The following is an 18,869-nucleotide window of genomic DNA, read 5'->3' on the forward strand; positions in this document are numbered from 1 at the left end:
TATTGACGTTAATACCCAGCTCCCTAGCCGTCTGGGTGACGGGTTGATCAGACTCTACCGCCAGTTTGACTGCCGACTCTTTGAACTCAGCTGTATAGGAATTGCTTTTCTTCTGACTCATGACACACACCTTTTGTAGGCAGGTGATCTTACCTGCAGTTGTGTGTCCGGGAAACTATAGCCACTTCATAAGATCGATATTAGCGATACCATGCCGCTTGCTAACGCTACGTGTTGTCTTGTGCAGAGAGGTCATTTGGTTGAGGCAGTGGCCGATTAAGGCAAGCCCACCATGAGGTGTGATCACTTCGGTTTTAGACTGTACGAGCTTGAATTTACGCATGCTATCAACATCACTGTTTGGGTGAATGGGCAGTGATGTCTATTTTAACGCTGGAAGCCTTGCTGTTGCAGGGTTTTTGAGCACCTTTATTGAATCCGAAGTCACGGATTCAGGTTATTACATATGTGAAATGAAAGTCAGGTGATCTGCTATCTTGATATAGAAGGACTTATCCAACTCATTCAGAACTGACTCTAATCAGCTAACACAGTTTACAACAGGAGATACAAGATGACAGAACCCATCATTGCGCAGAAAGGCCCCTATGCCACAGAGGTGGAGGAGGGAAAGCGCTACGTCTGGTGCGCCTGTGGTCGCAGTCAGACTCAACCCTTATGTGATGGCACGCATAAGACAACAGATCTGCGCCCCGTTGTTTATACGGCTGATAAAGCCGGCAAGGTCTATTTTTGCGGTTGCAAGCAAACCTCAAACAAACCATTATGTGACGGCACTCACAACAGCCTCTGACCGGCTGTTGTGAATCCCATGGTTATCCCGAGATCTGTACGTGCGTCGATTGCTTCGCCTGACATTCCGTTATCTTTTTCTGGCTCTGCTGGCATGGGTTCTGCTCAGTCTGTTGCTGGTCGTTCCACTCAAGTGGATCAATCCTCCCATCACCATGGTGATGATTGATCGCTGGATCAACAACAGCAGTGAGGATTTCAAATTACGCCAGACATGGCTCAGCTGGGATGAAATTCCGACACATGCGACGTTAGCCGTTGTGGCGTCCGAAGATCAACTGTTTCCGTTTCATCGTGGTTTTGACATGAATGCGATTCAGCAGGCGCTACGCGAGCGTGAGCGTCGTGGGCAGCTGCGTGGAGCCAGCACGATCAGTCAGCAGGTGGCACGTAACCTCTATCTCTGGACCAGCCGCAGTTGGATCAGAAAAGCGATTGAGGCCTGGTTTACGCTGCTGATAGAGCTGACCTGGAGCAAACAACGCATTCTTGAGGTGTATCTCAATATTGCCGAGTGGGGACCGGGGGTGTTTGGAATTGAAGAGGCCAGCCTGCACCATTTCGGCAGACCGGCCGCACAATTGACCCCGATGCAAGCCGCTCTTCTGGCCTCGACCCTGCCCAGTCCGCTTCGCTATGATCCGGCAAATCCTGCTAATCATCTTCGCAATCGCGCTAACTGGAATCTGGAGCAGCAACGCAGGCTCGGTGGTGCGCAGTGGCTGGCACCGCTTAATGAGCGTTAGCTGACTGGTACTGATTCTCTGTACTTTCAGCCACACTCTGCCACAACATAGATATTGAAGGGGTCATGATCCAGTCGATGTGCCTGGAGTTTGCTGAAACCCGCTTGCTGCAGCATCTCCATCGCCAACTCCTCACCCCACATGGTGCCGAGGCCTGGGCCTCCCTGACCCAGAGAGACGGGTGTACAGTGCATGCAGGAAACGCTGTATAGCAAGGGTGCTACTGGGTGATCGACATTTTTTTCCAGATAGCTTGACCCGCCAATATCCTGCATCAGATAGACCCCACCAGGTTTCAGAGCCTTTGCAATTCTTGCCAGCAGACCCGCCGGGTCGGACTGGTCGTGCACCGCATCAAAGGTCGTGACCAGATCAAAACATGCTTCCTTATCGAAGTATTGCAGGTCCAGCGCCTCAAACCTCAAGTTGGTTATCCCAAGCATTGCTGCTTTTTGCTGAGTCGGTGCAAAAGCCTCTTCACACAGGTCATACCCTACAAATCGGCTGTTTGGATAAGCTTGAGCCAGTTCCAGGAGTGCCAGTCCTCGACCACACCCGGCATCCATGACATCAATACCTGACTCGAGTTTGAGTCCCAGCCCGGGAATCAGGGGTATGATGTGATCAAACAGCGCCGCCACAACAGTCTGGCTGCTGTCTTCCGCCATGAAAGTGTGGAAGCAGGGATAATCACCATATGCAAGCCCCTCACCGGATTTGAAACACTCTATTATCCGGTCATGTACAGTGCCCATCATTGGGATAAGCTGCGCCATCACTGCCAGATTATCGGGCGTTGCAGCGCGTGTCAGACAGCCAGCCTTGGCCTGGCTCAAACTGTAAAGCTTATTCTCCGCGTCATAGTCGATGACACCACCACAGGTCAACGCAGCCAACCATTCACGTACATATCGCTCATTAAGGTGGCAGGTATCCGCCAGCAACTGACTGCTTATGGGTGATAGTCTCGCCATCTTGTCAAACAGCTCAAGGCGATGACCTATCGAGATCATAACCATAGTGGCAGAGTGATTGAGCATCTCCATCAGTTGGCCGGCAAACTCTTCTGTCTCTATTATATTTTTGTCAGCCATACCAAGATCAACAGCATGATTCATGTGTGTGACACCTCTTATTATCTGAATGAAAGAGCCAATACTTTAGACCTTGCTGGCATTTTCACTTAAGCGGTAAAATCCAAAAAACAGTCAAATATGCCAATTCTTGCCCGAGCGTTTAACACAGCGGAAAGCCTGCATGACAGAAAAAAGCGATAAAACGATTGAGATAGCTATCCTTGCAACGCCTGATGTCACAGCATCAACGGTCTACGGTATGTGTGATCTGATCGCTTCTGCCGGGCGTGATTGGAGTCTGTTGACGAAAGGGGTAATCGGGCAGCCATGTTTTTCCGTGACAATCGCTTCGATGGATGGAAAGGAGTTGAGTGTCATCAACAATGGCTGGGTCAAGCCTCATCGTTCTCTAGATGCCAGTTATCAGCCAGATGTTGTCTGCATTCTGGAGCTTTTTGTCGATCTGAAGCTCGGTATGAAGGGGCGCTATGTTCAAGAGATAGAGTGGCTGAAGGCCTATTGGGCGAGAGGAGGCATTATCGCCACGGCCTGCAGTGGGGTACTGCTCCTTGCAGAATCGGGCCTGCTTGAAGGGTTGGATGCAACAACACATTGGGCAACCAGTGGACTGCTGAGAGAGCATTATCCTACCGTCCGGGTGCATCCCAACAGAGCGCTTCTGGTAACAGGTGAAGACCAGCGTTTGATCATGGCAGGGGGTGGCACGTCATGGATGGATCTTGGTCTTTACCTGATAGCACGCTTTGCCGGAGCAGAGGAAGCCGTTAGAACTGCCAAGATCCATCTGATCGACTGGCATGATAACGGGCAGCTACCCTATGCTTATCTTTGCAGCGCCCGCCAGTCGGAGGATGCAGCCATCGCTCGTTCGCAGGTCTGGCTGGCTGAGAACTATGACAGACCCTCTCCGGTCAGTTCAGCTGCGGAGTTCTCGGGCCTTACTGAACGCTCTTTCAAGCGTCGCTTCAAGCAGGCTACGGGAATGACACCCATCGATTATGTCCTGACACTGCGCCTTGAAGAAGCCAAGCAGATGCTTGAAGCAACGGATCTTTCCGTTGAGGAGATAGCTGAAAGCGTCGGCTATCAGGACAGCAGCTTTTTCGGGCGCAAGTTTGCACGGATGGTGGGTATGACGCCAGTACAGTATCGACGAAAATTCAAAGTGCTTCACAATATGCTGAGGTGACGGTGAGTGTGCGGTAGCTAGATTAAAATGGCAGCTCAGTCCCGACCAAACCCCTAGGTCTGCTCTACCGTTGTATCCGTGTGAACCAGATCTGTTTCCTTGACTACACAGTTACGCCCACTGTTCTTGGCTGCATAAAGTGCCCTGTCGGCACGTAGTATGAGGCTGTCAAGTTGATCCTGCGGTGTATGCTGGTTGAGTTGTGTGAGTGTGCCTACTCCGATACTCAGGGTTACTCGGTAGTGGGTTGAGAAACGATGTTCAATATTCAGATCATGGATCGACTTGCGGATACGTTCTGCAACAGCCAGTGCACTGAGTTCGCCCTGGTCGGGCAACAGTATCGCAAACTCCTCGCCGCCAATTCTGGCTACCAGCTCACCGGCTCGCTGGCACTGTTCATCCATCACTGCGGCAAGCTTTTTTAACACCTTATCGCCCTTGTCGTGCCCATAGTGGTCGTTATAAGCCTTGAAGAAGTCGACATCCAGCATCAGCAAAGACAGGGGGTGCCCGCTACGCTGAGCACGACGATTCTCAAGCTGCCTGACATGGTCAAAATGGCGGCGGTTGGCCAGATTCGTCAATGAATCCGTATTGGATAATCTCAGCAGCTCTTTTCTGCACTTTTCAAGCTCGCTGAGGCTGAGCCAGCGCTCTGTCAGTTTGAAAAAGGCTTCTGCTGTCATTTGTGCCAGTCTTCTTTCCTGTTGGTCTCTGGCTTTTTCATCCATTCCATGCAAAGCCAGCAGAAAACTGTCCCGCTCACCAATGAAACAACACACGAGCGTGTTTGGAAGTTTTTTGTCATAGCTGATACTCCAGCCCTTGCTCTTGCCGGGAGAGGGCAGCAGTTGACCTTCAACCCAGTCTACGATCGCGTTGTCATCACGCCAGATAAACCGCCAGGACCAGGCCTCTCCTGTATTGCAGTTGGCAATTGCACAAGCATTTGCGCCATGATACTGAGCCACTTCATAAAGTGCTTTTCGAAGTCCTATTGGAAACTCAGGCTGAGGCAGGTCGATCAATCTGGCAGAGATACGTGACAGCATATCAAGGTATTCGTTTATATGGGCGATCACCTCTGTTCGTTGAGTGACCCGATGATCAAGCTGATCTTTTTCATCAGCCAGTGCTGCCATCGCCCTGTCTCTTTCATCAACATAGCGAGTCAGGCTTTTTCGCAAGGTATTGAAGCCTTCGATCACCTGGTCGATCTCATCACGCCAGCGACGTTTGGGGCGAGTAATTACCAAGGGGTGCAGGTGGCGCTTTGGCGAGAGTGTGGCAGTATATTGCGCTATCTGCTGTAGCGGTTTATTAAGGTTTCGCTCCATAATATAGCGTATCAACAGATAGATCAGAGCAGTGAACAGGGCCAGCTCCAATAGCTCAAGGGAGATTTTAGCTACCAGCGTGTTGTGCAGGTACTCCGTATCATAGGTCACACGCAGCGTGCCGATTTGCTGCTCTGGTATGTGCGGATGTGGAATAACAACATCCAGATCTATCTGGTCAGGTGCGGTGATATAGCCAGCACTGAACTGTTGTCCAGATGAAGCATCAACAATAACAGCGGCTATCTCGGGCCTGACAACAAGAAGCCAGAGATGCTTTTCAATGGCTACTTTATCCTGATTGAGCAACTCACTCATTAACAAGGGAACATGCGCCATGCTGAAGGCTTCAGCCAGCTGATTAAAGCGATTGAGTTCTGTCTTATAGGTCTGAAAGGATTTGACAGCCCCCATGGCGACAGCAAACAGGATCGTCATGAAAACGATTTTTGTCAGGAGAATATGAGTCAGTGGTCGTGTTGATTTGATGTCCGCCATGGATCTGTGTGCTTCGTCTGAGAGTGGAAAAAATGAGGCATCAGCTTATTACGCAAGTTGCAGGAGTGGTGTGAGGATTGGTCAATTGGCAACTGCGTATGTCTCATAGAATCTCCGTTTCCGAGTTAAGCGTCCATTCAAGTATAGGTGAGATAATTACCTGATGCTGAGTGAGTATTGTCTTATAGTGTAGCCTGTTGTTAATTTGTAATGGAAATATAATTTATGCATTTGGAATATGGATCTGTAGGAAAGGGCTTGTGCACAGCCCTTTTAACACTTTTACCTGTAGCCGCAATTGCTGCGCCCTCATTTACTCCTGCGAAGTCACTTGCTTCCGGCCACTGGGCTGAGCACAGCGAGGATCTGTGCAGTGTAGCAAAAGAAACATTAAGCTATCTGCAGCAGGGGCACGCATATGACCCCGCTGCCATCCACGGTGGTAAGCTCAGTCAGATCACTGTACCGCAGGCGCGTATCGAGTCAACTTTGGCATTCGTCTGTCAGGTGGTGCAAGAGGATCGACAAGCCGGTCGCGCATCACGCCTTGCCGATCCGGCATTTATTCAGAAATCCTTTGAACTGGTTCAGTGGTCTCCGGACCGAGCAAGAGCTGCAAGCCTTTCGGAAGGCAAACCACTGTTGCAGAACATCCCGCAGGACAAGCTGCTGCTGACCAAGTATTACGTGCGGATGGCAGAGGGAAGCGACACCAAGACTGCCGACAAGCCCCATGCCCTGTACGGTCTGCCTTATGATGAGACTGATCTGACGCTGGATGAGGCCGACAGTTTGCCTGGTTTGACACGAGCCCGCCTGGGCAAGCAGGCGGTTCTGGCCGGAGCGCTGGAAACAGAGCCCGCACTGGCGCCACCACTGATCTGGCTAAGCCGTGCGGACCTCGAAGGCGCTCTGCTGCAAGGAACAGCTGTGCTGGAGCAAAACGGTAAGCGTCGATATTTTAATGTGCACCGTAATAACGGTATTGCCTATGATCGTACCCGCAAACCAGAGGAGCAGGAGCGTTACTGGTATTTCAAGGAGGTGCCGGGTGTTCTGGGCTATGGTCGTGATGCTGACTACAAGATTCCGGTCAAACCACGTGTGACCGTAGCCGGAGATATCTTTCAGTTGGGGTTGGGGCGCCTGATACTGCTTGAAACCACCGAGTCGGGCCAAACCACCTATCGCTTGACTGTGCTGGCGGATACAGGCGGAGCTTTTGCTGATAATCTTTATCAATTGGACTGGCTCAGTGGCTACTACCGTGACTGGGATCATTATCATGCCAATAACCGCCATATCAGCGATTATGCCAGGACCTGGTTGCTGCTGAAGAAAGAGTAGAAGGGCTAATATCCGTGAGATTACCCTGCATGACTTGGTTATTTCCGGTTGTTCAGGGATAATCCCAGCTCTTTATACCGTTGCTACGCCAATAACAGACAGGAATACCTGCCAGATTTATGACTACTGCGATTACAGCCGGCCCACGTAAGGTGCTGAAGAAGCATGATACTGAATACACTCTTCTGGGCACCGCCCATGTATCCAAAGCCAGTGCTGATGAAGTACGTGGGCTGATTCGCTCCGGCGAGTTTGACGCAGTGGCGATTGAGCTCTGTCCGACTCGCTACAGGTCTATTGTTGACCCAAACGCCCTTGAAAAAATGGACCTGTTTCAGGTCATCCGGCAGGGTAAGGCTGGCATGGTCGCAGCCAGCCTTGCTCTGGGTGCCTATCAGCAGCGCGTTGCTGAAGAGTCCGGCATAGCACCGGGCGAGGAGATGAAAGCTGCCATTGAGGAGGCTAAAGCGGCAGATATTCCGTTGCTGCTGATTGATCGTGATATCGGCACCACGTTGAAGCGCGTTTATCGCAGTGTTCCCTGGTGGCAGCGCTCAGGACTGATCGGCGGCATCATCGGCAGTCTTGTTACCAAGGATAAGGTCAGCGCCGAAGAGATAGAAAAGCTGAAAGAGGGTGATGTTTTGCAATCCACCTTTAATGAGTTTGCCGAAGAGTCAGAGCATCTGTATCAGGCACTGATTACTGAACGCGATCACTATATGGCACTGCGTCTGGCCGAAGACAATGGCGACAGTCGCTACAAAAAAGTGCTGGTCGTGATCGGTGCTGGCCATCTTCAAGGCATGAGTGAAAGTCTTGAGGGCCACCTCCCTGAGGACCCTTCAATCCAGCGCGCGCTGCTTGATTCGGTTCCGCCGAGCAGTCGTTGGCCGAAATACATTCCACTTGCGATCATAGGCCTGGTGCTGCTTGGTTTTATCATTGGTTTCAGCCGTAACTCGGAACTGGGCTGGCAGATGGTCATGGACTGGTTCCTGATCAATGGGACTTTGACCGCGATAGGTGTGCTGTTGGCAGGTGGCCATCCCCTGACAATTATTGCCGGCTTTTTCGCGGCCCCTTTCACCTCACTGAACCCCACGATCGGTGCCGGATTTGTTGCGGCCGGGGTTGAACTTTTCGTGCGAAAGCCGACCGTAGGAGATTTCTCACATCTGCGTCATGATGTCACGGCCTTCAGGGGATGGTGGAGAAACCGGGTATCACGGACTTTGCTGGTATTTTTCTTTGCCACGCTGGGCTCTGCAGCCGGCACCTACATCGGTGGCTTCAGAATTTTTGGCCAGTTGGCAGCCGCAGGCTGAAAGCAGGATCAGCATGACTCCGGCGATTACAGCACTCAAAGGCTCATCGATTCAGCATCGGGTTCATGAATATATCCATGACCCTGCCGCTGAATCCTGGGGCGTTGAGGCTGCAGAAAAGCTCGGTGTCCGTCAGGAGCAGGTGTTCAAAACGCTGGTTGTTGAAACTGAGAGTCATAAGCTGCTGGTCGCCATTATACCTGTCAATCATAAGCTCAATATGAAACACCTCGCCAAGGCTGCAGGGTGCAAGCGTACTGTCATGGCACCGCCTGCAACAGTTGAGCGCTCATCCGGTTATGTGCTGGGTGGTGTCAGCCCGTTGGGCCAGAAGAAAAAGCTCAACACCTATCTGGATGCATCTGCTCTGCAGTTTGATACGATTTATGTCAGTGCGGGCAGGCGGGGTCTGGAGATAGAGCTTTCACCTCAGGATCTCATGCGCCTGACTCAGGCGGTCATTGCTCCCCTGCAGGCTGAATGACACTTTGACCTTTGACCCTGATCTCAGATCAGAGCCGCCTGGGTAATCCGAAAAAACGCTGTAATTTCTCTTTCTCCCATACTGTATCACGATACCCCAGGGCAATAAGTGCCTCGCAAAATGATGGTGTGAACAACAAGTAACTGGCAATACCGGCACCACCACCCCTTGCAGTAGCACCCACCGCCCTCATCGCAAAGCGCAAGCCTTTTGGCAGATAGCGGATTTTTCTGCCAGCGATTTTATCCAGTTGCTCGGATGGAGAAATAATCAGACTTTCAATCGGCTTGAGTGATATGCCACCGGCCACTCTGGCTGTATCCGGGATCATCTGTACCAGCTTGTTGATGCGCTCAAGATGTTCGATATCTCCTTCAAGCGCGTCGATAAAGGCACTGCTGAACATATGCCCCATGATCTGTGCCATGGATGGAGAGTGTTTGACTGTTATGCGTTTACCCCAGTGTTTGGGGCTACGATTGCCGCTGACCCCGATAATGAATACCTGATCAGCACCCAGATGCAGTGCCGAGCTGATAGGTGAGGTCTGACGAATCGCGCCGTCACCGAAATATTCACGATTGATATGTACAGCAGGAAAGATGGTCGGCAGTGCGGAGGAGGCCATCAGGTGATCCAGCGTCAGCTCGCAGGGCGAGCCATTACGACGATGGCGCTGCCACCCCTTAAGTTCCGGTTTTCCCTGGAAAAAGCTTACCGACTCGCCTGAGTTGTAACCCATGGCTGTGATACTGACTGCATCAAGGCGCTTATCCTGAATCGCCGGTTCGATATTCTGAAAAGGGATCGTTCTCTTGAGTAACTCATACAGTGGAGAGTTATCAAACAGGGCTATCGGCTTGTCACGTCCTATACCCTGATTGAAAAGCGAAAACCCCAGCCGGGAGATCCCCTTGAAAATGGACCAGCTATCGGATCTGAATATCTGCTCAGGTGTTAACTGACACCAGATGGTTTCAAGATCGGATACGGCAGCTCGAAAGCTGCCGGTGTGTGTTGCAAGCCAGACCGCATTGATGGCACCTGCCGAGGTGCCGCAGATAATGGGGAAGGGGCAGGGGGCGTCTGCCGGTAGTATTTCTGCCAACGCCTTGAGCACGCCAACCTGATAGGCCGCCCTGGCACCACCGCCTGATAGAATGAGTGCTCTTTTCATGTACTGCCCGTCATGTGCTACCTAAGCCCTGTCCCTGCGATGCTTTCAATCTTGATCATAGCAGCGCGTAGAGGGGGTTGTCAGGCGTTTTGCAACTCGGTCAACAAGCTCTGCAGTCTATCAAGGCCACCACTGTTATATGCATTGAGCAAGCCGGACCCTATAATGGCAATGGCTGCGGACTCCGGCAGGCTTCTGATATCGTCAGCACCCTGAATACCGAAACCAACACCGAGTGGCAGATCAGTCAGAGCTTTCACACGCAAAAGATAGCTATCCAGACCGCTCATCCCATTTGACTGCTGACCAGTCACTCCTTTGCGACTCACACAATAGATCATGCCATCTGCCTTGCGCACCACCTGTTCAAGACGCGAGTCGGGAGTGTCAGGAGTCAGTAACCAGATCGGCGTTATACTGCTGTTTGCCAGTGGCGCAAGCAATGCATCATGTTCTACCGGAAGATCAGGAATGATAATCCCGCTGATAATACCATTACCCAGTTCAGCCAGACGCTCGAACCCAAATTGCAATAAGGGATTCAGATAGCTCATCAGCAGAATGCGGCTGTCTGGGTACTGCTCAGACAATGCTTGTAGTTCGGCAATGCAGCGTTGCAGCGTTGGCTTGTGAGCCAGCGCGTGGTGGCAGGCGCTGGTGATCGCAGGGCCATCTGCAACCGGATCCGAAAACGGAAACTGCACCTCGAGCAGTTCAACACCACTATCGAGCAGCAAATGCATCATCTCAAGACTCTTTTCAATGCTGGGGTAGCCGAAGACCACATGGGTCATCAGTAACCGTTTGCCGGTCTTGCGTTTTGAGTGAATAAAGTCAGTCAGAGCATTCATGATCAGGCATCCTGTTTCAGATAGTGAGTAAGGAAGTCGTTGAAGGCCGTGTCACCCAGTGCCTTGGCGATATTGAAAATATCCTTGTCACCACGTCCAGACAGGTTGATCACCAGATGCTGGTCAGGGCGCATATCAGGTGCTTCGCGCAAGGCCGCAGCCACTGCATGAGAAGACTCGAGTGCCGGTATAACGCCTTCATGAAGTGTTAGCCTGCGAAATGCATCAATCACCTCAGCATCGTTCGCACTGGTCATGCGGATCTCACCCCGTGACTCCAGATCAGCCAGAATCGGTGAAACACCGACATAATCCAATCCGGCCGAGATGGAGTGCGTAGGCAGCAGCTGGCCACTCTCGTCCTGCAGGAATCGGGTGGAGAAGCCCTGAGCGATACCAAAGCGTGCCTGAGAAGTATGGAAGCGTTTGGCATGCTGGCCTGGCTCGTCGCCAATACCACCGGCCTCTACTCCGATCAACTCTGTGCCAGAGCCGACATAGGGCAGGAAAATGCCGCAGGCGTTACTGCCACCGCCAACGCAGGCGTAGATTCGATCAGGCTGTGCATTGAACTGAGCCAGTGCCTGCTCCTTGCACTCCAGCCCAATAACGGATTGAAAACCAGCGACCATTTCTGGGTAGGGCGCACAACCACAACTGGTACCTATCAGATAATAGGTGTCGCTGTAATTGGCTGACCAGTCACGCAGCGCTTCATCAAGTGCATCCTTCAAAGTGGCGGACCCTGTGGTTACGGGTACTACGGTTGCGCCGAGTTGCTTCATCCAAAAGACATTGGGGTACTGGCGCTCGATATCCTCTGCCCCCATATAGACGGTGCATTCAAGGCCTAGACGTGCAGCGACCAGCGCCGTGGCAAAGCCATGCTGACCAGCACCTGTTTCAGCAATCACGCGTGTTTTGCCCATACGCTTTGCCAGCAGGCCTTGCGCTATGACGTTGTTCATCTTGTGAGCGCCGCTGTGATTCAGGTCCTCACGCTTCAGGTGGATCTGCGCACCGCCCAGCTCACGGCTTAGGTTGGCGCAGTGTGTCAGGGGCGTCGGCCTGCCTGAAAACTGCTGCAGCTCCTTCTTGACCGACTGCAGAAACTGCTCATCCTGCATCGCTTCTCGATAGCTCTTGAGCAGCTGCTGCTGGCTGGTATAGAGAATTTCCGGGATATAGCTCCCGCCGTATTGACCATAACGACCTTCTTCGCTCATCATCAGACCCTGCCAAGCAATTTATTAACTAAACGGTTTGGTAAATTTAATACATTATCAGCATGACGTCAATGGGGATTTATGGCCAGAGGTAGACCCTCCAAAAAAGAACTGATTCTGTCGGTGGCGCGTGAGCTGTTCGCCGAGCGGGGTTATCAGGGCACCTCAATTGAGTTGGTGGTGCAGCGAGCAGGTGTTTCAAAGCCGACGGTATACAACAACTTCCCTACCAAGCAGGTGCTCTTTGAAGAGGTTGCTACACAGCTCCTGCAGGAGGCCGAAGCAGCCAGGTCAATACTGGCCAGCACCTGTCAGGATGATCCGATAAGTGGGTTGATGGGCGCGTTCAAACTGATCGCCTCACAACACGATCAGTTGACTATCTATCGCATAGCGCTGGGCGAGAGTCATAAGCTTAATGAGGCAAAGCGGCTGACGGATGCGTATGAAGAATCCCTTGTCAGCTGGTGTTGTGAATGGTTGAGGACAAGTGGCAGGTCTGATGAAAACCTGCACTTTATCGCCATCGCCCTGTGTCGGGAAGCTATCCTGATCCCGGTTCTTTTCGAGCGGGAGGAATCTCTGAGTACTGATGCGGAAGCAGTTTTGCACCAGAGGTTGAGCAGTGTTTTCGGGCTATACTAGGAAACACTTCAAGCAATATCTCAGGTTCAAGACAATTTGAATGGCGAGGAAAATATGCACTATCAGGATGTTCTGACCTTCTGGTTTGATGAGCTCACTCCAGAGCAGTGGTTTGTTAAGGATCAATCAGTTGATGAACTTATTAAAAGTCGATTCTCATATTTTTTGACGGCCGCAAGCAGAGTTGAGCTGTTTGCATGGCGTGAATCTGCTGCAGGAGCGCTGGCCGAAATACTGGTTCTGGATCAGTTCTCGCGTAATGTCTATCGTGATAAACCCGCCGCATTTGCTCAGGACCCTCTGGCGCTCGCCTTGGCTCAGGAGGCGATCCGCCGAGGATTAAACCAGGAGCTGACTGCTGAGCAACGATCATTTCTCTATATGCCATTCATGCACAGTGAGTCACGCCATATTCATGAGCAGGCGGTAGAGCTGTTTTCTGAGCCGGGGTTGGAAAACAACCTCAAATTCGAGCTGGCACATAAGGAGATCATTGATCGCTTCGACCGCTATCCGCATCGTAACCAGATTCTGGGCAGGGTATCCACGGCAGAAGAGATTGAGTTTCTGAAGCAACCCGGCAGCTCTTTTTGAGTGCCGGGCTGGGTGTCACGGCTGTTGGCTTTTTATAGCCAGGTCAGACCAGCGCTGATGATCACGCCACTGATGAGCAGGATCACCAGGCAGTAGCCCATAATATCTTTAGCCTTGAGGCCGGCAATTGCCAGCACGGGTAGTGCCCAGAAAGGCTGCAGCAGGTTGGTCCAGGCATCACCCCAGGCAACCGCCATGGCTACTCGTGCAATATCAGCACCCAGCGCCTCTGCGGCAGGTAACATGACAGGGGCCTGCACAGCCCACTGGCCGCCACCGGAAGGCACAAAAATATTGACGATTCCCGCGCTGATAAAGCTCCAGAAAGGCAGGCTTTCCGCGCTGGCGATAGCAACAAAGCCACTGGATATTGTCTGGGCCAGGCCTGACTGCACCATGATCGCCATGATGCCTGCATAGAAGGGGAACTGGATCACGATTCCGGCACCACCTTTGATCGCTTCATTAAGGCAGATCAACAGACGACGTGGTGTTTGATGCAGAATGATCGCCAGAAACAGGAAGCTGAAATTAACAATATTAAGGTTTAATCCCCCATTATTGACAAAGTAGTGGACCAGATAGGCCAACCCACCAAAGCCTATCAGCCATGCCAGAATACGGCTGTTTTCGAGATGGTCCGCAGGGCGCGTTATTTCACCACTATCCAGCGGCGCTTCTTTCAGCAGTTCTGGATCAACATAGATGCTGTCCTTTTCGCTTGGCAGCATCATGCGATTTGCCAGTGGTACGGCAATGAACAGGGCGATCACGATACAGATATTGAAAAAAGCAAAGATCGTATCACTCGTACTGATAATTCCGATCTGCGATTCCGTGAAATGGCCAGGTGTTGCAATCGTGAGCGGTATTGAGCCCGCCAGACCGCCATGCCAGACAATGAATCCTGAGTAGGCACTGGCGACCAGTAGCCGATAATCAACTTTGATCAACCTTGCCAGTTCTTTGGCAAACAGGGCACCCACCACCAGACCGAAGCCCCAGTTGATCCAGCTGGCAATCAACGACACCATCGTTACCAGCAGGATAGCGCTGCCCGGTGTCGTGGCCAGGCGCGCAATACGTATCAGAATGTTTTTAACTGTCGGCGTGCTTGCCAGCATGAAGCCTGTGATCAGCACCAGCAGCATCTGCATGGAGAAGGTCAGGAGCCCCCAGAAGCCATTACCCCACATCTGAATCACATCAATGGGTGAGCGGCTTTCTACCAGCATAGCTGCCAGAAATACGATCAGGGTCAGTATCAGTACGAATATATAAGGGTCGGGCAGGTAGCGTTCGACCATCTTTACCAGAGGTTTCGAGAGGCTGTTCAGCATAGTTTCTTGTCCTTGTTATCACTATGAAAATAAGGGTTTTTCCTAGTTTGGAACTAACCCATAAGTAATAAAGAACAAGTTGCTGAATAATTCCAGTATAAAATTTTTATATATGATGAAATTTAGCTAGGTAGTGACCTCACCTGAACAAATATGATCAGCTCAGGTGAGGTATCGATCAGTCGGAGTCTGGTTGATCAGTTCTGCTCAGGCTCATAGCCCAGATTTGGCGATAACCAGCGCTCTGCTTCTTCAAGCGTCATACCCTTGCGTTTGGCATAGCTGACGACCTGGTCTTCGCTGATTTTCGCCACTCCGAAATACTGTGACTGGGGATGGCTGAAATACCAGCCGCTGACAGCCGCAGTGGGCAGCATGGCGAAGCTGTCGGTGATGCTGATCCCCGTATTGTTCTCAATATCCAGCAGCTGCCAGAGCAGTCCTTTCTCGGTATGATCAGGGCAGGCTGGATAGCCGGGAGCAGGGCGGATACCCTGATACTTCTCTTTGATCAGCGCGTCATTATCCAGTGTCTCATCTGTGGCATAGCCCCAGAACTCCTTGCGCACCCGTTCATGCAGATGCTCGGCAAAAGCTTCTGCCAGGCGATCAGCCAGTGCCTTGATCATGATGCTGTTGTAGTCATCGTGATCGGCTTCATAAGCGGCAACAATCTCATCAATGCCAAACCCGGTCGAAACCGCGAAGGCGCCGATCCAGTCATCCTTGCCTGAGCTCTTGGGTGCAACAAAATCTGCCAGACACATGTTGGCCTTGCCTTCGATCTTCTGCGTCTGCTGTCTCAGGTGATGAGTGCGCATCAGCAACTGGTGTCGATCATTATCATGATACAGCTCAATATCATCGTGCTGCACAGTATTGGCCGGGAAAAGACCAATCACTGCATGCGCCTTGAGGCGTTTGTTGATGATAATGTCGTCCAGCATTTTCAGCGCATCGGCATAGAGCTTGGTGGCTTCTTCACCGACAATCTCATCTTTCAGAATGCGTGGGAACTTGCCTGCCAGCTCCCAGGACTGGAAGAAGGGGGTCCAGTCGATATAGTTACGCAGCTTGTTCAGATCATAGTCGTTGAAGACATGGATCCCGAGCTTCTTCGGCTTCGGCGGTGTGTAGCTGTCCCATTCGATCGGGAAGCAGTTGGCGCGCGCCTGCTCCAGGTTAACCCTGCGCTGAGCACCCTGACGCTCAGCGTGGCGCTCACGGACGGCCTGATAGTCCGCCTGTATCTCTTTGACAAAAGCATCTCGCCTATCTGCCGAAAGCAGGTTGGATGCCACACCAACAGAGCGTGAGGCGTTGGTGACATGCACCACCTGATTATTCTTGTAGTTGCCCTCAATCTTGACGGCCGTATGCGCTTTGGAGGTTGTCGCGCCACCGATCATCAACGGGATAGTGAAGCCCTGACGCTGCATCTCTTTTGCGACATGCACCATCTCATCCAGCGATGGTGTGATCAGGCCCGACAGGCCGATGATGTCGGCATTCTCTTCACGCGCAGTGCGCAAGATAGTCTCGCTAGACACCATGACGCCCAGATCAATGATCTCGAAGTTGTTACACTGCAGCACGACCCCGACGATGTTCTTGCCGATATCATGAACATCACCCTTGACGGTCGCCATGATCACCTTGCCGGCTGAGCTGCTGGCATTTTCCGCTTTGGCTGCCTCGATGAAAGGCATCAGATAGGCCACCGCTTTTTTCATCACGCGTGCAGACTTCACTACCTGAGGCAGGAACATCTTGCCGGCACCGAACAGGTCACCGACCACGCTCATGCCATCCATCAGCGGGCCTTCGATCAACTGAATCGGTTGTGTGAACTGGTGGCGACACTCTTCAACATCTTCATCGATGAAGTCGGCAATACCCTTGACCAGTGCATGCTCAAGACGCTTCTCCACCGGCCAGGTACGCCACTCCAGATCCTGATGGTTCGCTATTGTACTGCCGCCATCACCACGGTATTTCTCAGCCAGTTCCAGCATTCGCTCTGTTGCGTCATCGCGGCGGTTAAGTACGATATCCTCAACGTGCTCTCGCAACTCCGGCGACAGCTCATCGTAGATCTCCAATTGACCGGCATTGACGATACCCATGTCCATGCCATTTTTGATGGCGTGGTAAAGGAATACACAGTGAATCGCTTCACGTACCTTGTCATTCCCGCGGAAGGAGAAGGAAACGTTGGACACACCGCCCGATATCTTGGCGTAGGGGAGGTGCTGTTTGATCCAGTGTGTGGCCTGGATGAAGTCGACCGCATAGTTGTTATGCTCATCGATACCGGTAGCGATGGCGAAGATGTTGGGGTCAAAGATGATATCTTCTGGCGGGAAACCCACCTTATCAACCAGCACTCGGTAGGAGCGCTCACAGATCTCTATCTTGCGCTTGTAGGTATCCGCCTGACCATCCTCATCAAACGCCATAACAACCACAGCAGCTCCGTAGCGACGGATCTTGCGCGCCTGCTCGATGAAGTTGGCTTCACCTTCCTTCAGGCTGATGGAGTTGACGACGCCCTTACCCTGAATACGCTTGAGACCCTCTTCGAGAATGTCCCATTTGGAGGAGTCGATCATGATCGGAACACGGGAGATATCCGGCTCAGAGGCGATCAGGTTGAGGAAGCGGATCATCGCTGCCTTGGCATCCAGCATCCCCTCATCCATGTTGATATCAATGATCTGGGCGCCGCTCTCCACCTGTTGGCGGGCAACATCCAGAGCAGTTTCATAGTCACCCTCTTTGATCAGGCGACGAAAACGGGCAGAACCTGTGACGTTGGTACGCTCACCAACGTTGATGAAGAGGGTATCCGCACCGATATTCATCGGCTCCAGTCCTGCCAGGCGGCACTCAACACTGATATCCGGTATTTCGCGTGGTGTTTCGTGCTCTATCGCTTCGCGAATCACGCGAATGTGTTCGGGGGTGGTACCGCAGCAGCCGCCTACAATATTGACGAATCCCGACTCGGCCCACTCTTTGATCTCTGCGGCCATCTCTTCAGGTGACTCATCATATTCACCGAAGGCATTCGGCAGGCCCGCATTCGGATGAACTGACACATAGGTGTCGGCGATGCGTGACAGTTCTTCAACATACTGGCGCAGCTCTTTAGGGCCCAGCGCGCAGTTGAGGCCGATACTGATCGGGCGGGCGTGTGATACGGAGTTCCAGAAAGCTTCTGTGGTCTGGCCCGACAGAGTTCGACCGGAAGCGTCAGTGATGGTCCCAGAGATCATCACTGGCAAGCGAACCTCATGCTCATCGAAATAGGTTTCGACAGCATAGATCGCGGCCTTGGCGTTCAGGGTATCAAAAATGGTTTCGATCAGGATGATATCGGAACCACCCTTTATCAGGCCATCAATCGATTCGGTATAGGCCTCTATCAGTTCGTCAAAGCTGACATTTCGAAAGCCCGGGTCATTTACATCAGGGGAGATGGAGGCGGTGCGGTTAGTCGGGCCCAGAACACCCGCCACATAGCGTGGACGCGTAGGTGTTTTTGCCGTGATCTCATCGCAGGCTTCGCGCGCGAGCCGTGCGGCCTCGACATTGATCTCGTAACTCAACGATTCCATGCCGTAATCGGCCATCGCAATGACCGTAGCATTGAAGGTGTTGGTCTCAATGATATCGGCACCAGCCTCAAGATACTGGCAGTGAATGCGGCGAATCAGCTCTGGCTGAGTCAGTACCAGCAGGTCGTTATTACCCTTCAGGTCACTAGGCCAGTCGGCGAAGCGCGCACCGCGATAATCCTCCTCTTGAAGCTTGAGCTCCTGAATCATGGTGCCCATGCCACCATCAAGGAACAGGATGCGATTGTTAAGGGAGTGCTGCAGGCTGTTGAAGAGTGCTGATCTGGTCACTGAAATATACCGCTGTTGGTCGCTGACAAAGTAAGGCCGCTATTGTAAAGCCCTTATTGTAAAGCAATCATGCTGAATAAGGGTGAGGAGAACTCATGGGATCATGAAAAAGATTAAAGACGGAGGGGGTGTTACGGGCTGAAACAACTAAGTGATTAACCTACTTTGTCGACACTTTGATGAATATGGATCTCCTTTTGGTAGTTGTATTTCACATGATTCAGATCATCAATTGGTATAATTCAATAGATTTTTAGCCTTTTGTCTTAGTTTATTTGAGCGC

The 18,869-nt window shown here is 51.9% G+C and carries 16 protein-coding genes and 1 pseudogene; 8 read left to right on the forward strand and 9 right to left on the reverse strand.

The features are described 5' to 3' along the window. Together F7R27_RS19015 and F7R27_RS16055 are read right to left on the reverse strand one after the other, a co-directional pair. On the reverse strand, positions 1–121 hold a 121-nt coding region (locus tag F7R27_RS19015; RefSeq protein WP_151705286.1), incomplete at its 3' end, for a transposase. Positions 122–184: 63 nt separating this feature from the next. After that, positions 185–343, reverse strand: a pseudogene (locus F7R27_RS16055) (IS1380 family transposase); the annotation flags it as partial. Between the two features lie 231 nt (positions 344–574). Between F7R27_RS16055 and F7R27_RS16060 the strand changes: the two are divergent. Together F7R27_RS16060 and mtgA are read left to right on the forward strand one after the other, a co-directional pair. Next, positions 575–814, forward strand: a complete 240-nt coding sequence (locus F7R27_RS16060) for a CDGSH iron-sulfur domain-containing protein (protein WP_151705287.1) — start codon at positions 575–577, stop codon at positions 812–814. 40 nt (positions 815–854) lie between these two features. After that, on the forward strand, positions 855–1,559 hold the full coding sequence (gene mtgA, locus F7R27_RS16065) for a monofunctional biosynthetic peptidoglycan transglycosylase (RefSeq protein ID WP_151705288.1): 705 nt from the start codon (positions 855–857) through the stop codon (positions 1,557–1,559). A 26-nt stretch (positions 1,560–1,585) separates the two neighbouring features. Here the strand turns inward: mtgA and F7R27_RS16070 are convergent, their stop codons facing one another. Further along, positions 1,586–2,677, reverse strand: coding sequence for a class I SAM-dependent methyltransferase (locus F7R27_RS16070; RefSeq protein WP_240776406.1), 1,092 nt, complete (start codon positions 2,675–2,677; stop codon positions 1,586–1,588). Between the two features lie 139 nt (positions 2,678–2,816). On the opposite strand from F7R27_RS16070, the gene F7R27_RS16075 reads away from it, so the two are divergent. Then, on the forward strand, positions 2,817–3,845 hold the full coding sequence (locus F7R27_RS16075) for a GlxA family transcriptional regulator (protein WP_151705289.1): 1,029 nt from the start codon (positions 2,817–2,819) through the stop codon (positions 3,843–3,845). A 53-nt stretch (positions 3,846–3,898) separates the two neighbouring features. Here F7R27_RS16075 and F7R27_RS16080 read toward each other — a convergent pair whose 3' ends face one another. Next, positions 3,899–5,683, reverse strand: coding sequence for a sensor domain-containing diguanylate cyclase (locus F7R27_RS16080; protein ID WP_151705290.1), 1,785 nt, complete (start codon positions 5,681–5,683; stop codon positions 3,899–3,901). A 225-nt stretch (positions 5,684–5,908) separates the two neighbouring features. Between F7R27_RS16080 and F7R27_RS16085 the strand changes: the two genes are divergently transcribed. The 3 genes from F7R27_RS16085 (at position 5,909) to ybaK (ending at position 8,842) form a co-directional block, all read left to right on the forward strand. Next, a complete protein-coding gene (locus tag F7R27_RS16085) occupies positions 5,909–7,030 on the forward strand; it encodes a hypothetical protein (protein WP_151705291.1) in 1,122 nt (373 codons plus the stop codon). 119 nt (positions 7,031–7,149) lie between these two features. Beyond that, a complete protein-coding gene (locus F7R27_RS16090) occupies positions 7,150–8,358 on the forward strand; it encodes a TraB/GumN family protein (RefSeq protein ID WP_151705292.1) in 1,209 nt (402 codons plus the stop codon). A 13-nt stretch (positions 8,359–8,371) separates the two neighbouring features. Then, entirely contained in the window at positions 8,372–8,842 is a 471-nt protein-coding gene (gene ybaK, locus F7R27_RS16095; RefSeq protein ID WP_151705293.1) for a Cys-tRNA(Pro) deacylase, read from the forward strand. 28 nt (positions 8,843–8,870) lie between these two features. Here ybaK and F7R27_RS16100 read toward each other — a convergent pair whose 3' ends face one another. The 3 genes from F7R27_RS16100 to trpB all read right to left on the reverse strand — a co-directional run bounded on the left by F7R27_RS16100 (position 8,871) and on the right by trpB (position 12,099). Then, complete coding sequence (locus tag F7R27_RS16100) at positions 8,871–10,019, reverse strand: patatin-like phospholipase family protein (RefSeq protein WP_151705294.1); 1,149 nt, start codon at positions 10,017–10,019, stop codon at positions 8,871–8,873. Positions 10,020–10,099: 80 nt separating this feature from the next. Then, positions 10,100–10,870, reverse strand: coding sequence for a tryptophan synthase subunit alpha (trpA, locus tag F7R27_RS16105; RefSeq protein ID WP_151705295.1), 771 nt, complete (start codon positions 10,868–10,870; stop codon positions 10,100–10,102). Between the two features lie 2 nt (positions 10,871–10,872). After that, positions 10,873–12,099, reverse strand: coding sequence for a tryptophan synthase subunit beta (trpB, locus tag F7R27_RS16110; protein WP_151705296.1), 1,227 nt, complete (start codon positions 12,097–12,099; stop codon positions 10,873–10,875). A gap of 78 nt (positions 12,100–12,177) precedes the next feature. Between trpB and F7R27_RS16115 the strand changes: the two genes are divergently transcribed. Continuing rightward, entirely contained in the window at positions 12,178–12,741 is a 564-nt protein-coding gene (locus F7R27_RS16115) for a TetR/AcrR family transcriptional regulator (protein ID WP_151705297.1), read from the forward strand. 54 nt (positions 12,742–12,795) lie between these two features. Further along, positions 12,796–13,335, forward strand: coding sequence for a DUF924 family protein (locus F7R27_RS16120; protein ID WP_151705298.1), 540 nt, complete (start codon positions 12,796–12,798; stop codon positions 13,333–13,335). A gap of 32 nt (positions 13,336–13,367) precedes the next feature. On the opposite strand, the gene F7R27_RS16125 is transcribed toward F7R27_RS16120, so the two are convergent. Together F7R27_RS16125 and metH are read right to left on the reverse strand one after the other, a co-directional pair. Continuing rightward, a complete protein-coding gene (locus F7R27_RS16125) occupies positions 13,368–14,675 on the reverse strand; it encodes a short-chain fatty acid transporter (RefSeq protein WP_151705299.1) in 1,308 nt (435 codons plus the stop codon). A gap of 197 nt (positions 14,676–14,872) precedes the next feature. Then, positions 14,873–18,586 (reverse strand): methionine synthase, encoded by a 3,714-nt coding sequence (gene metH / locus F7R27_RS16130; RefSeq protein ID WP_151705300.1) that lies wholly within the window; start codon positions 18,584–18,586, stop codon positions 14,873–14,875. Positions 18,587–18,869 lie beyond the last annotated feature (283 nt).

This window comes from Nitrincola alkalilacustris (genome assembly GCF_008973755.1).
Lineage (GTDB): Bacteria > Pseudomonadota > Gammaproteobacteria > Pseudomonadales > Balneatricaceae > Nitrincola > Nitrincola alkalilacustris.